The 12,887-nt window shown below is 61.9% G+C and carries 11 protein-coding genes; 6 read left to right on the top strand and 5 right to left on the bottom strand.

Annotated elements, in window-relative coordinates; genetic code table 11:
- Nucleotides 1-10: 10 nt before the first annotated feature.
- The 6 genes from ACR0KC_RS10775 to ACR0KC_RS10750 all read left to right on the top strand — a co-directional run bounded on the left by ACR0KC_RS10775 (nucleotide 11) and on the right by ACR0KC_RS10750 (nucleotide 6,688).
- Nucleotides 11-577: an ABC transporter substrate-binding protein gene (locus tag ACR0KC_RS10775; protein WP_480706409.1), complete on the top strand. Its 567-nt coding sequence runs from the start codon at nucleotides 11-13 to the stop codon at nucleotides 575-577.
- A gap of 94 nt (nucleotides 578-671) precedes the next feature.
- Nucleotides 672-881 (top strand): hypothetical protein, encoded by a 210-nt coding sequence (locus ACR0KC_RS10770; protein WP_480439034.1) that lies wholly within the window; start codon nucleotides 672-674, stop codon nucleotides 879-881.
- A 257-nt stretch (nucleotides 882-1,138) separates the two neighbouring features.
- The gene (locus tag ACR0KC_RS10765) at nucleotides 1,139-3,235 is read left to right on the top strand and encodes a hydantoinase/oxoprolinase family protein (RefSeq protein WP_480771835.1); all 2,097 of its coding nucleotides are present in this window, start codon (nucleotides 1,139-1,141) and stop codon (nucleotides 3,233-3,235) included.
- Nucleotides 3,235-4,887 (top strand): hydantoinase B/oxoprolinase family protein, encoded by a 1,653-nt coding sequence (locus ACR0KC_RS10760; RefSeq protein WP_480771834.1) that lies wholly within the window; start codon nucleotides 3,235-3,237, stop codon nucleotides 4,885-4,887. Before ACR0KC_RS10765 ends, ACR0KC_RS10760 begins: the two co-directional genes overlap by 1 nt.
- Nucleotides 4,884-5,951, top strand: coding sequence for a pyridoxal phosphate-dependent aminotransferase (locus ACR0KC_RS10755; protein ID WP_480562160.1), 1,068 nt, complete (start codon nucleotides 4,884-4,886; stop codon nucleotides 5,949-5,951). The genes ACR0KC_RS10760 and ACR0KC_RS10755 overlap by 4 nt, the downstream gene beginning before the upstream one ends.
- A complete protein-coding gene (locus tag ACR0KC_RS10750) occupies nucleotides 5,948-6,688 on the top strand; it encodes a maleate cis-trans isomerase family protein (RefSeq protein WP_480771833.1) in 741 nt (246 codons plus the stop codon). The genes ACR0KC_RS10755 and ACR0KC_RS10750 overlap by 4 nt, the downstream gene beginning before the upstream one ends.
- Before the next feature lie 42 nt (nucleotides 6,689-6,730).
- Here the strand turns inward: ACR0KC_RS10750 and ACR0KC_RS10745 are convergent, their stop codons facing one another.
- From ACR0KC_RS10745 to ACR0KC_RS10725, 5 genes are read right to left on the bottom strand one after another with little or no spacing between them, the layout of a single operon-like run.
- Nucleotides 6,731-8,269 (bottom strand): trimethylamine methyltransferase family protein, encoded by a 1,539-nt coding sequence (locus ACR0KC_RS10745; RefSeq protein WP_480771832.1) that lies wholly within the window; start codon nucleotides 8,267-8,269, stop codon nucleotides 6,731-6,733.
- Nucleotides 8,270-8,273: 4 nt separating this feature from the next.
- Entirely contained in the window at nucleotides 8,274-9,239 is a 966-nt protein-coding gene (locus ACR0KC_RS10740) for a D-2-hydroxyacid dehydrogenase (RefSeq protein WP_480706397.1), read from the bottom strand.
- The gene (locus ACR0KC_RS10735) at nucleotides 9,236-9,787 is read right to left on the bottom strand and encodes a hypothetical protein (protein ID WP_480771831.1); all 552 of its coding nucleotides are present in this window, start codon (nucleotides 9,785-9,787) and stop codon (nucleotides 9,236-9,238) included. Before ACR0KC_RS10735 ends, ACR0KC_RS10740 begins: the two co-directional genes overlap by 4 nt.
- The gene (locus tag ACR0KC_RS10730; RefSeq protein WP_480771830.1) at nucleotides 9,787-12,624 is read right to left on the bottom strand and encodes a 2Fe-2S iron-sulfur cluster-binding protein; all 2,838 of its coding nucleotides are present in this window, start codon (nucleotides 12,622-12,624) and stop codon (nucleotides 9,787-9,789) included. Before ACR0KC_RS10730 ends, ACR0KC_RS10735 begins: the two co-directional genes overlap by 1 nt.
- Nucleotides 12,624-12,887 carry a sarcosine oxidase subunit delta gene (locus tag ACR0KC_RS10725; protein ID WP_170511596.1) on the bottom strand — a complete coding sequence of 88 codons (264 nt, stop codon included), beginning with the start codon at nucleotides 12,885-12,887 and terminating at the stop codon, nucleotides 12,624-12,626. Before ACR0KC_RS10725 ends, ACR0KC_RS10730 begins: the two co-directional genes overlap by 1 nt.

Here is a 12,887-nt window from a genome sequence, read left to right as displayed (position 1 = left end):
GTCCTCTCAGATGCAGAAACTGCAGAGCGGCCGGATTTCGCGTCGTATCTTCATATCAAGCGCTCTGGCTGCGGGCCTTGCCATTCCGGCGGCACTGAGCCTATCCGGACAAGCACTTGCGCAGGTCCCTAAAAAAGGCGGAGCGATCAAATTTGGCTTTGGCAGCGGTTCGACTACCGACTTTTTAGACCCAGCAACCTATGAAGGCACGATCAAAACCGCTGTCGCCTATCTGTTCGGCAACAACTTGGTCGAATTAGACGCAAACGGAAATTTAGTGCCCGAACTCGCGACCGAGTATTCCTCGAACGACGCAATCACTTGGGTATTCACCCTGCGTGAAGGGGTCGAGTTCCACAACGACCAAACCCTTACCCCTGCCGTTGTCATCGCCACAATCGACCACCACTGTGGCGAAGGATCGAAATCTGCGGTGAACGGTTTGGTTGCCCAAATCAAATCGATGCGCGCCGATGGCAACAACGTGGTGTTCGAGCTGGATCCGGCAAATGCCGACTTCCCATCATCCTGTCTGGCTATCACTTGGTCATTATGCCTTCGACCGATGGCAAATTGACCGACCCACAATCCGGAATTGGCACCGGTGGCTAATTCATTGAGGTGTACGAGCCTGGCGCACAGGCGAAGCCGCCGATCGCTTCAACGCCATCGTGGTCGAGGCCCGCGCAGAGCTGGACGACGCCAAACGCCGCACACTGTATGCCGAGGCGCAGACTTTGGTTCATGATGATGGTGGTGCGATCGTTCCGATGTTCGCCAATCATATCATGGGTGTTGCCAAAACCGTCGCCCAGGGCGAGATCGCCGCGAATTGGGAAATGGATGGTGCCAAAGCCCCTGAACGCTGGTGGCTTGCCTGATCGAGCGCTCGCCGTCTGACGGCCCGTTTCGGCAGATTTCGGGCCTGCTACGCCGAAAGATGTCGCTTGCAGGCCTTTCTGTCGTAATCCAGCTTGCTGCCGCTATCTTGAAACTGCACATTTCGCCCATGACACAGACTGACATTCCGAATCCTACGGACCGCCGCGCAACCGGCTGTGATCTTGTGATCCTTGCATAAAGCAGGGCCTCGGGCCTTTTGCTTCACGCTGCGATTACAGGAATTTCGGAAGACCTCATGACAACTCAAACGCTGCGCCTGGCCATCGATATTGGCGGCACCTTCACCGATACGGTCCTTGTCTCTGGCGAAGAGACAATCCTGGCCTCCACCAAGACCCTGACCACCCATCAGAACCCTGCCGACGGCGCCATGGAAGGGGCCGCGCGAGTAATGCAGCAATCGGGCCGGACGCTGGATCAGGTGACCGGCTTTATCCACGGCACCACCCTGGCGACCAATGCGCTGATCGAACGTCGCGGCGCGGTGGTGGCGACGGTGACCACCGAAGGCTTTCGCGACATCCTGGAAATCGCGTATGAGCGGCGTTATTCGCAATACGATATCAACCTCGAGAAGCCTGACCTGCTGGTGCCGCGCGAGCGTGCTCTGACCGTGCGCGAACGCATGTCGGCGGGTGGTCAGGTATTGATCGAGCTCGAAGACTCGGCCATCGACGCACTGCTGGCCGATATCGACGCGAGCGGCGCAGAGGCTATAGCGATCTGCCTGATGCACGCTTATGCCAACCCCGCCCATGAACGCCGCCTACGCGATGTGCTGGCTGAGAAGCGGCCCGATCTGACCGTCTCGATCTCGTCCGAGGTCAGCCCCGAGGCGCGCGAGTTCGACCGGCTGTGCACCACCGTTGCCAATGCTTATATCCAGCCGCTGATGCAGACCTATCTGGCCCGTTTCGTCGACCGGTTCGAGGCCGAGGGCGTGACCTGTCCGATCCTGATGATGACGGCGGGCGGCGGCATGTGCACCGTGCGCACCGCCGCGCGTTTTCCGATCCGGCTGGTGGAATCCGGCCCCGCCGGAGGGGCCATTCTGGCCGCCCGCATCGCCGCCCGCACCGGGCTGGATCAGGTGCTGTCCTTTGACGTTGGCGGCACCACCGCTAAGATGTGCCTGATCGACAAGGCCCGCCCGCAGACCTCGCGCCAGTTCGAGATCGCCCGCGCCGCGCGGTTCATAAAGGGCTCGGGCATGCCAGTGCGCATCCCGGTGATAGAGATGATCGAGATCGGCGCGGGCGGTGGGTCCATCGCCGGGGTTGACCGGCTGGGACGCCTGACCGTGGGTCCGAAATCGGCGGGGTCTGAACCCGGACCCGTGGCCTTCATGCGCGGCGGCACCGAGCCCACTGTGACAGACAGCGACATTACGCTGGGCTACATCGTGCCCGACACATTTGCCGAGGGGCATATCAAGCTGGACCCCGAAGGCTCGAAACAGTCGCTGAGCCGGGTGATCGGGTCGAAACTAGATCTCGATGCCGTTGGCTCAGCCGACGGCGTCAGCCGCATCGTCGACGAAAGCATGGCCAGCGCGGGCCGGATGCACGCGGTGGAATCGGGCAAGGATCTTGGACCGCGCACGATGATTGCCTTTGGCGGCAACGGGCCGTTGCATGCCAGCCGGGTGGCACGATCCGCCGGGGTTAGCCGCATTGTAATCCCGCCCAATCCGGGCGTGGGGTCTGCCGTGGGCTTCCTGTTCGCACCCGTTTCGTTCGAAATCGTCCGCTCGCGCTATTCGCTGTTGGACAGCATGGACATGGATGAGATCAACGCGATGTTCGACGCAATGATTTCCGAAGCCAAAGGCGTGGTTGCCCAGGGCGCGGGCGATGCCCCGACCGAAACACAGCGCACCGCCTTCATGCGCTACAACGGTCAGGGTCACGAGATCGAGATCACTCTGCCCGACCGGCATCTGACGGCAGACGATATTGCACCGCTGACCACCGCCTTTGAGGAAGAATATCGCAAGCAGTTCTCACGCCCGGTGCCGGGGATGCAGATTGAGATTCTCAACTGGGCGGTGCGCGTCGCGACCCTTGACAGCGCCGTGCCACCAGTGCCCGCTACACCTGCATTGACGACCTTCACCGCACCCGACACTCGCCCGATTACCTGCGATGTGGACGGCGCGCTGAAACAGGCCGCCTTCGTGGCGCGGGCCGATCTGAAGTCCGGCGACCATGTGCGCGGCCCGGCGCTGATCCACGAGCCGCAGACCACCACGCTGGTCTCGACTGATTTCTCGGCCCATGTGGACGCCATAGGAAACCTCGTCCTGGTTCAGGACCAGAAAGGAGGCGCATGATGGCGACCGATCTTTCCCCCGCCCGCCTACAAGTGATGTGGAACCGTTTGCTGGCAGTGGTCGAAGAACAAGGCCAAACCCTGATCCGCGCCGCCTTTTCGCCCATCGTGCGCGAATGCGGCGATATCTCCGCCGGGATCTTCGACGTCAACGGCCGGATGCTGGCACAGGCGGTAACCGGCACGCCGGGCCATATCAACACCATGGCCGAAGCGGTGCAGCATCTGCGCGCCGCCTTCCCGGTTCAGACCATGAAACCGGGCGATATCTACATGACCAACGATCCGTGGCTGGCCTCGGGGCATCTGAACGACTTCCTGTTGATGATGCCCGCGTTCAAGGATGGCAAGGTGGTGGGCTTTACCTCGTGCACCTCGCATCTAGTTGATCTGGGTGGTCTGGGCATGGGCCCCGAAGGCTCCGACATCTATGACGAGGGGCTGCTGATTCCGCCCTGCAAACTGGTCGAGGAAGGCACCCCAAACGCGCTGCTGCTGGACATCATCCGCGCCAACAGCCGCGAGCCCATCGCCAACGAGGGTGACATCTATGCCCTGATCGCCTGTTGCGAGGCCGGGGTGAACCGGCTGGTTTCGATGATGGAAGAGTTCGGCCTGACCGATCTGGATGCGCTGGGGTCCTATATCATCGACACTTCGCGCCGTGGCACGCTTGAGGCCATCGCCGAGGTGCCCGAAGGTATCTACAAAAACGTCCTGAAAATGGACGGCTATGAGAATGAGCTGGAACTGCACGCCGCGCTGACCGTCAGTAAATCGGGGATGCATGTGGATTTCACCGGCACCTCGGGCTGTTCGCGCAAGGGCATCAACGTGCCGCTGAACTATGCCACCGCCTATACGGTGTTCGCGCTGCGCTGCATCGTCGGCTCGGACATCCCCAACAATGCCGGATCGCTGGAGCCGTTCACCGTCGACGGCCCCAAGGGCTGCATCCTGAACGCACAGCGCCCGGTGCCGGTGGCGATGCGGCACACGCTGGGTCAGGTGACACCCGATCTGGTGCTGGGCTGTCTGCATCAGGCACTACCTGATGAAGTGCCCGCCGAGGGCGCAAGCTGCATGTTCGACCTGCCCATGCGCCACGCCCCCGAGGTGGCCCGCGATGGTGGGCGCGAATTCGCAGTGGAACCGGTACATAATGGCGGCACCGGTGCACGGCCGCATGCGGATGGTCTGTCAGCCACCGCCTACCCCTCGGGCGTGTTCGGTTCGCAGGTGGAGATCACCGAAAGCGTCGCGCCGGTGACCATCTGGCGACGCGAGCTGCGCGCGGATTCCGGTGGCGCGGGCAAGTATCGCGGCGGGCTTGGGCAGCGGATCGAGATGACATCGGCCAACGGCGCGCCCTTCATCGTGTTCCTGTCGGTCGAGCGGCTGAAATTCCCCGCCCTGGGCCGCATGGGCGGTCAGCCCGGCGCGCCGGGGCGCATCCGGTTCCGTGATGGCGACAGCGACATTCCCGGCAAGGGAGAGCTGCGGGTCGAAGGTGGCGATTACCTGATCTTCGACACCCCGGGCGGCGGCGGTTTCGGCGACCCGGCAGACCGTGATCGGGACGCGCTGGCGCTGGACCTCAAACGCGGTCTGGTCAGCGCCGAGGGCGCCAATGCCTACGGAGGTGACGTATGATCCGTCCGGTTTCTCATGTCGGCGCCATGGGCGCCTATGCGCTGGCCGATCTGGGTGGTGAAGGCACCATCTCGCTGGCGCAGAACGAAAGCGCCTTTCCGGCCAGTCCGTCCGCCGTGGCGGCCGGGCAGGCAGCGCTGGCTGATCTGACGCTCTACCCCGATCCCGAATGGCCCGACATGCGCGCGGCCATTGCCGGGGTACACGGGGTCGACCCGGCGCGGGTGCTGTGTGGCGCGGGCTCGATGGAGCTGATCGGCTGCCTGATCCGCGCCTTTGCCGGGCCCGGCGATCACGTGCTGGGCACGCAGTATGGCTATGCCTTCGTGGCCTCGGCCACGGCGCAGGCGCAGGCCGAATACGTCGCCGCGCCCGAGGTCGATCTGACCGTATCCGTCGACGCGGTTCTGGCCGCCGTCACCCCGGCGACCCGTATCGTGTTTGTCTGTAACCCGGGCAATCCCACCGGCACCCTGATCCCGAATGCCGACATCCTGCGCCTGCGCAACGCGCTACCCGGCGACGTGCTGCTGGTGGTCGATCAGGCCTATGCCGAGTTCGCCGACCAAGCCAACGATCCAGCAGAGATTTTCGCGCTGGCTGATCGGGGGGATACCGTGATCACCCGCACCTTCTCCAAGGCTTACGGGCTTGCCGGGGCGCGCGCCGGGTGGGGCTATTTCCCCACCGACATCGCCAGAGAGCTGCGCAAGCTGTTGAACCCCAACAACATCTCGATTGCCTCGCAGGCTGCGGCAGCGGCGGCGATGCGCGATCAGGCGCATATGCGGGACGTGGTCGCGAAAACGGCAACCATTCGCGATCGGCTCGCGGAGGACTGCCGCGATCTGGGGCTGATCGTACCGGACAGCCACACCAATTTCGTGCTGATCCGCTTTGCCTCGACCGAGCAGGCGCAACATGCCGACGCCGCGCTACGGGCCGAGAAACTGCTGATGCGCGGTATGGGCGGCTATGGTCTGTCCGACTGCCTGCGCGCCACGATCTGCGACACGCCGGTAATGGATCGCTGTCTGGCCGTTCTGAGAAAGGTAACGTCATGAGCCACGAAACGCGTACCCGGGCCAAGATCGGCGTTCTGGTGCCCTTCACCAACACCAACCTCGAGGCCGATATGGCCTTGATGCGCTGCCCGGATACCACCGTGCATTTCCAGCGCATGGGTGGTTATGATGTCGATGAAATCCCCGGTTCTGACCAGATGGCGGGGCTTGGGGCCTCGGACATCAGCCACGATTTGCGGATGATTTCGGGCGTGCGGCCAGATGTGGTGCTGTACGGCTGCACCTCGGCCACGCTGACCCATGGACCGTCTTTCGACGCCGATCTGGCGCAGCAGATCAAGGCCGGATCGGGAGCGCAATCGCTGACAGCCGCCGGATCGCTGATCGCTGCCATTCAGGCGCTTGGGGTGACGAAAGTGAGCTTTTCCTCGCCCTATCTGGGCGAGATCAACACGCAGGCGATGGATTTCATGGCCGCAAACGACATCGAAACCGTGCGTTGCGCCGACGTTGGTCGCGAGCTGGGCAATTATGGACAAGGAGAGCTGACCCCGGACGAGGTTTACGACCTCGCCTGTGAGGCAGACCACCCGGACGCGCAAGCCGTCGTGCTCAGCTGCACCGACATGCGCGCAGTCGAGGCCATCGAGCAGATCGAGGACACGCTGGACAAGCCGGTGGTGACCTCAAATCAGGCGATGATGTTCTGCATGATGCGGGCGCTGGGTCTGCCACGCCACGAGGCGCTGCCGGGCCGGTTGTTCGATCTGCTGTAACCGAACCGGGGCAGCGGTCGACCCCCCTGCCCCGATATTCCATCAGGGTTCGCCGCTGCCGATCTCTTCCTTGCGTTTGGCGATATAGGCATCCAGCTCCTCACGCACAGAGGGGTCCATCTCGGGCATCTGATACTCGCGTAGCGCCTGCTGCCAAACCTCGGTGGCGCGTTGCAGTGCGTCCTTGGCTCCGGCCGCCTCCCAGTTTTCATAGTTCTGCCAGTCGGACAGCATCGGTTTGTAGAACGCGGTCTCATAGCGTTCCATCGTGTGATCGACGCCAAAGAAATGGCCGCCAGTGGGCACCGATTTGATGGTGTCCAGGCCCAGTTCATCCGTGTCAAATTTCATCGGCTTTAGGAATTCCATCATGTTCTGGATGATCTCGATATCCATGACGAATTTCTCATAAGATGCGGTCAGCCCGCCTTCAAGCCAGCCGGCGGCATGATAGACGATATTGGCCCCTCCCAGAACCGCGCCCCATGTGGCCATCATCGTTTCGTATGCCGCCTGCAAATCCACCACGTTGGATGCATTTGCGTTCGATGTCCGGTACGGAATGCCATAGCGCCGCGCCAGCTGCCCGCCGACAATATTCGCCTTGGCATTTTCCGGTGTGCCAAAGGCCGGAGCCCCGGATTTCATGTCCACATTCGAGGTGAATGAGCCATACATGACAGGCGCTCCCGGGCTGACCAACTGCGTCAGCACCACACCGAACAGCGCCTCGGCGTTCTGTTGCGCCAGCGCGGCAGGAAGCGTGACCGGTGTCATTGCCCCCATCAGAGTGAATGGCGTGACCGTCACAGGTTGACCATACTCGGCCATCGCGATCAGGCCGTCACCCATGGCATCGTCGAACAGGCGTGGAGAGTTCACCGAAATGATTGTGATCACTCCCGGATCGCCGCGCATATCCTCAGGTTTCTGACCGCGCGAAATCGCCATCATGTTGATGCCATCCATCGCCCGCCCGCGCCCGATAGCGGTGCAGTGAAAGCTCAGGTCGCTATAGCTCAGGTTGGCGTTGTAGGTGTCCAGATGACGGTTGTTGGCGGGCATTTCGATCGGGGCCATCACCTGATTGCCGATCAGATGGATAGCGTTGAAATGATGCGCCAACCGGATGAAGTTGCAATAGTCATCATAATTACCCTGACGGCGGCCATTGATACAGTCATGTACGTTCGGCGGCCCGGCAACCAAACCAAAATTCACATGATCGCCGCCCAGCGTAATCTGTTTCGCGCGGTTGCGAGAGGTCAGCGTGAATTCCGAGGGCACCGTTTTCAACGCTTCGGCGACAATGGTTTCGTCCATACGGATGGTCTTGGTGTCGCGGTCTACGATGGCCCCCGCGCGTTCGAAAATGTCCATAACATTGTCGCCCATCACCCGGATACCGGCCTCGGACAGAATGCGCATCGAGGTTGTATGCAGCTGTTCCATCTGTTCAGGGTTCAACAGCTCGAACGGCGGATAGCTGTTGCGCACCTGTTGCCAGAGCAGCTGTTCGATTCCCGCCGCCGCGCGCCCGGATTTGCCGCGTCGCCCGCCGCTGCGTCTGTCTCGTGCCATTGACCTAGTATCCCCGTTGTGGATTTACGATGTTGTTCAGCACCTCGCCCTTGCGATAGCGCATCAGGTTCTCGGAAAACATGCGGACCGATTTCAGATCCCAGCCGTCATAGACCGAGCTGCAGTGCGGTGTGACGATCACGTTGTCCAGTTCCCAGAACCTGTGCCCCTGAGGCAGCGGTTCGGTAACGAACACGTCCAGCGCCGCGCCTCTGATCCGGTTCTGTTCCAGCGCGGCCAGTAGAGGTGCTTCGTCAATTACCCCACCTCGCGAGACGTCGATTATCACCGTCGTCGGTTTCATGGCGGCAAAAGCCTCCGCCCCGACCAGACCGCGCGTGCTGTCCAGCAGTGGTACGCAAACGACGATAAAGTCAGCGCGTGGCCAGAGATCAGGCAAAGCCTCCATCCCGTGTACCTCGTCCACGTTGGGGGTCGGTTTCGGGCGGGCCCGTACACCGATTGTGTTCAGCCCCATAGCTTTGGACCGTGCCGCAACAGCCTCTCCGGTTTTGCCAAGGCCGATGATCAGCACCGTCTTGCTGTCGATGGGCTCGACTTTGCCGCCGATCCAATCCCGCCGCGCCTGCGCGGCACGAAAGCCCGGGAAATCCAGCGTGAAATGCAGCATCGCCCCCAGCGCATATTGTGCCATCATATCGGCGGCGACCCCGGCGGCATTTGTCACCGTTACCTCATCAGGGTTCCAAGGGTTCAGGTGATCGGTGCCCGAGCCGCCGACCGAAGCCCATTTGATTTGCGGGTTCTCGACCAGTGCTGCGCGTGGAAAGCCGGGGGTGCCCGCAAAGCGAACGGAATAGACAACCTCAGCCCCTGTATCCTCGATCAAACCCGTGAGCGCCTCGTAGCTGTCGCTGGTGTGGATCGGCAGATCGGGATGACCCTCAGCAAGAACCGCACGGGCAGCGTCGGGGTTATCGGTGTGCAAGATCACGGTGGGGGATTTCATGCGGGTACCTCCGGTTGGAACTCGGCGCTGGCAATGGCTACCGCGTTGGCGAAAAAAGCAGTGGCGGCGATGTCAAAAAGGACATCGAACCCCACACCTTTGCGGTCGTTGCGCCATGTGATTGCCTCGACATAGCCCACGCGGGTCTGGGCGATCTTTCCCACTGGAAAGGCACCGGGCGACAGGTCGACCGTGCAAATCTTGGCCAGCAGATTGAACAGGCGCGGGCCGGTCAGGTGCATCATGGCCCAGGTTTCCTCGCGCCAGGAATAATAGCCCTTTGGCGTGGCGGCGACTTGCCACCGGGCATACAGGTCGGCAGGCGCATCCAGTACCACCACCTCTTCCTGACCCAGACGCAGAAGGCCATCGGCGGTTTCGTTGACGTCTGACACCTTTAGGCCCCGCGATTGCAAAAACGCCACTGTGCCTCGGCCCTTGAGGCCAAAACGCGGCGTATGGGTCAGGTCCTGCAGGAAAATCTGCCCGGAAACCAGCGGTGTGTCTTCAGCAGCGCCCTTTGGGTCAAGCGGATAGGTTCGCATCATCACACCTCCTGCCGTTTGTTTTCAGGATCAAAAAAGGTTTGGCCGCGCACAGTTGTAACGACGCGCTTGCCATTGCGGCACTTCACCGTGACCTGCGATCCTTGTGTAGCGTCATCGCCATGCACATATGCCAGCGCGATATGGGTGTTCAGCGTCGGCGACCACAGGACCGAGGTCACATGCCCCACCGGTACATCGTCCCTCAGTACCAGACAGCTTTCCCCCGGTACATCTGGCCCGTCGAATGTCAGCCCGACCAGCTTGCGCGGCAGGCCTTTGTTTCGGCGCATCTCGGTTGAGCGCTTGCCCACGAAAAACGGCTTGGTCTTCGAGATCGCCCATTCGAACCCCAGCTCATCCGGCGAGGTCAGCGCGTCGGTGTCCTGACCAATCAGGATATGGCCTTTCTCCAACCGCAGAATCCGGCTGGCTTCCAGCCCGTAAGGGCGCAACTCGTGCGCGTGACCCGCCGCTATCACCGCATCCCACAGGGTGTTGGCATAGCTGGTCGGGCAGTGCAGCTCGTAGCTCAACTCGCCGGTGAACCCAATCCGCATGGCGCGCACCGGCACCCCGGCCACCATGCCGCTACGCCCGTCGAGATAGGCAAAGCCATCGCGCGAGAAATCGATGTCGCTGTCCAGCGCTTCGACCACGGAGCGCGCCTTGGGACCGGTAATGTTGAAGCCCGAGAAGGCCGAGGTGACGTTCAGCACATCCACATCCAACCGCCACTGCGCATTCCAGAACAACATATCCGAATAAACCCGCGCCACGGCCCCGGTGGTGGCGGTGACATAGAACAGATCCTCGGCCAGTCGATACGCCACGCCATCGTCGATCACCGTGCCCATTTCGTTTGTCATCAGGCAGTACCGGCAGCGGCCCACAGGCTGCTTTTTATAGGCCATGGTGTAAATGCGGTTGAGGAATTCGCCCGCATCCGGGCCACGCACCTCGAGCCCGCCCAGAGTTGAAACATCCAGCACGCCGACCCCATTGCGCACCGCATGCACCTCTTCTTCGATAAGGCGCTTGGCGTCTTGTTTGGGGCCGTAGAAATAAGGCCGCCACCACGCTCCGACCGGGCGCATGTCCGCCCCCAACCGGATATGTTCGTGATGCAGCGCGGTGCGCCTGTCTGCCGGGTGATGATGACCAGACAGCACGCCCAGCGTTTCGGGGCCAAAGGGCGGACGGGCGGTAGTCACGCCGATCTGCCCGATTGTGCGGTCGGTCGCCTTGGCCACCACCCGGGCGGTGGCCAGCGCCGAGTGCCGCCCTTGTGACGGCCCCATACCAACTGTGGTAAAGCGCTTGATCAGCTCCAGCTCGCGATAGCCTTCCTTAACCGCGTTTTGCAGGTCCTTGATCTGAATATCCTCGTCCCGGTCGACAAAATCCTTGCCCTTGGGATGCCCGGCGATTGCCGGTTCGAAATTCGTCAACGCAGCCTCGACATCTTCAACCTGCGCGATGTCGCGGGTTGGCAGCCCCAGACGAGTCAACGCCGTCTGTGCCGCGCGTTGCGCATCGGCCACCACCGCATCAGGCGCAAAGACCCCGGCAACACCCCCGGCAATGCCCAGCGGAGCGTCTGGCAGAGACAGGGAAAACCGCGCCGCCGTTTCATTGTACCCAAGGTTCGCGCCAGCATGACAGGGCAGTTGCCACATTGGCGCATAGCCGACCGAAATTACCAACAGATCGCAATCTAGCCAGTCGCCTCCGACCTTTACGCCGGTAACATGGGTCTTGCCACGCGCCTCGCCCACGGCGCCGTGAATGACACGCGTTCCCCTTGTTGCCAGTTGCTGGCCAAGCTCACTGCCGCTGCCGCCGGGGCGCGGATCAACCACAGCCGCCAGTTCTACGCCTGCGTCCAACAGATCCAGCGCCACCCGATAACCGTCGAGATTGGCGGCCAGTACCACCGCGCGCTTGCCCGGTTTCACACCATAGTGCCGCATAAGCCGTTGCGCGCCAGTGCCCAGCAAGATGCCCGGCAGGTCATTGTTTCGGAAGATCGCGGGCTGTTCGATGCAGCCGGTGGCCAGCAGAACCTCGCGCGCGCGCGTCTTGAACAGCTTGTTGCCCCGGATCAGCGGCAGCCAGTTGTCCTCGAACCAGCCGTTCACCACTGTATCGGTCATGATGCGAAGGTTCGGCAGACTTTGCACTTTCGCCAGTAGGTCGGACAGCCTGTCGACATCGCGGCCATAGGTCAGCGCGCCGCCCAATACCGGCTCCTGCTCGGCCAGGATGACGTCAGCCCCGGCTTCGGCGGCTTCGATGGCGGCGGTCAACCCGGCCAGCCCCGCGCCGACGACCAGCAGGTCACAAAACAGGTTGGCCTTTTCGTAGTCTTCATTCGGTGCGTTGATATCCAGAACGCCCAGCCCAGCCTTCTTGCGGATCAGCGGCTCCCACAGTTTCAGCCAGCTATTGCGCGTCGGGCCCATGAAGGTACGATAATAGAACCCCACCGGCATGAATCGCCCCAGCTTGTCCATGAATGCGTCGCGGTCTCGCGCCAGTGATCCGTTGACGTTCTGCGCCTTAACTTGCAGCCCTGCCGAAATCGGATGCCGGTCGGCCTGCACGTTCGGGTCCGAGGGCAGTTGCACCAGCGTATCGGCCTCGGTGCCCGCCATCGACATCGCACCGCGCGGTCGGTGGTATTTGAACGAGCGCGACAGCATCCACTTCCCCTGCCCGGCCAAAGCCGAGGCGATCACATCACCTTCGTATCCCTGAAACGCCTGCCCTTCAAAGCCGAACGATACCGGCGCATCTCGATTGATCCTGTTGCCCCAGGGTGCGGGAAGTCGGGCCATCACCTTTGCTCCAGCTCTGAGGGGTCAAAAGTGCGGATCACCTCGTTCGTGGTGGCGTTGCGCTCGGCCAGAAAGAAATAGTTCGAGGGCACGTGCCGCCACCATTCCACCAGCGTTCCACGTGAATTGTTGGCACGGAACAGGTGACGTGCCCAGTCCTGATCGCTGGTTGCATCCGGGTCGGGGTTGGCGCGCAGGGGGCCGAAGCTCTGGAATTCATTAATATTGCGGGGCCCGTTCATCGGGCAGATCAGGATCTTCAT

It is taken from the genome of Ruegeria sp. CF3, assembly GCF_056537365.1.
The sequence above is the reverse complement of the archived record's forward strand: the minus strand, read 5'-3'. Positions and strand labels throughout refer to the sequence as shown.

Excerpts from the sequence above, each read along its gene's own strand:
- ACR0KC_RS10775 (WP_480706409.1), top strand. The coding sequence starts at position 11 with ATGCAGAAACTGCAGAGCGGCCGGATTTCGCGTCGTATCTTCATATCA.
- ACR0KC_RS10765 (WP_480771835.1), top strand. The coding sequence starts at position 1,139 with ATGACAACTCAAACGCTGCGCCTGGCCATCGATATTGGCGGCACCTTC.
- ACR0KC_RS10760 (WP_480771834.1), top strand. The coding sequence starts at position 3,235 with ATGGCGACCGATCTTTCCCCCGCCCGCCTACAAGTGATGTGGAACCGT.
- ACR0KC_RS10755 (WP_480562160.1), top strand. The coding sequence starts at position 4,884 with ATGATCCGTCCGGTTTCTCATGTCGGCGCCATGGGCGCCTATGCGCTG.
- ACR0KC_RS10750 (WP_480771833.1), top strand. The coding sequence starts at position 5,948 with ATGAGCCACGAAACGCGTACCCGGGCCAAGATCGGCGTTCTGGTGCCC.
- ACR0KC_RS10745 (WP_480771832.1), bottom strand. The coding sequence starts at position 8,269 with ATGGCACGAGACAGACGCAGCGGCGGGCGACGCGGCAAATCCGGGCGC.
- ACR0KC_RS10740 (WP_480706397.1), bottom strand. The coding sequence starts at position 9,239 with ATGAAATCCCCCACCGTGATCTTGCACACCGATAACCCCGACGCTGCC.
- ACR0KC_RS10735 (WP_480771831.1), bottom strand. The coding sequence starts at position 9,787 with ATGATGCGAACCTATCCGCTTGACCCAAAGGGCGCTGCTGAAGACACA.
- ACR0KC_RS10730 (WP_480771830.1), bottom strand. The coding sequence starts at position 12,624 with ATGGCCCGACTTCCCGCACCCTGGGGCAACAGGATCAATCGAGATGCG.
- ACR0KC_RS10725 (WP_170511596.1), bottom strand. The coding sequence starts at position 12,887 with ATGAAGATCCTGATCTGCCCGATGAACGGGCCCCGCAATATTAATGAA.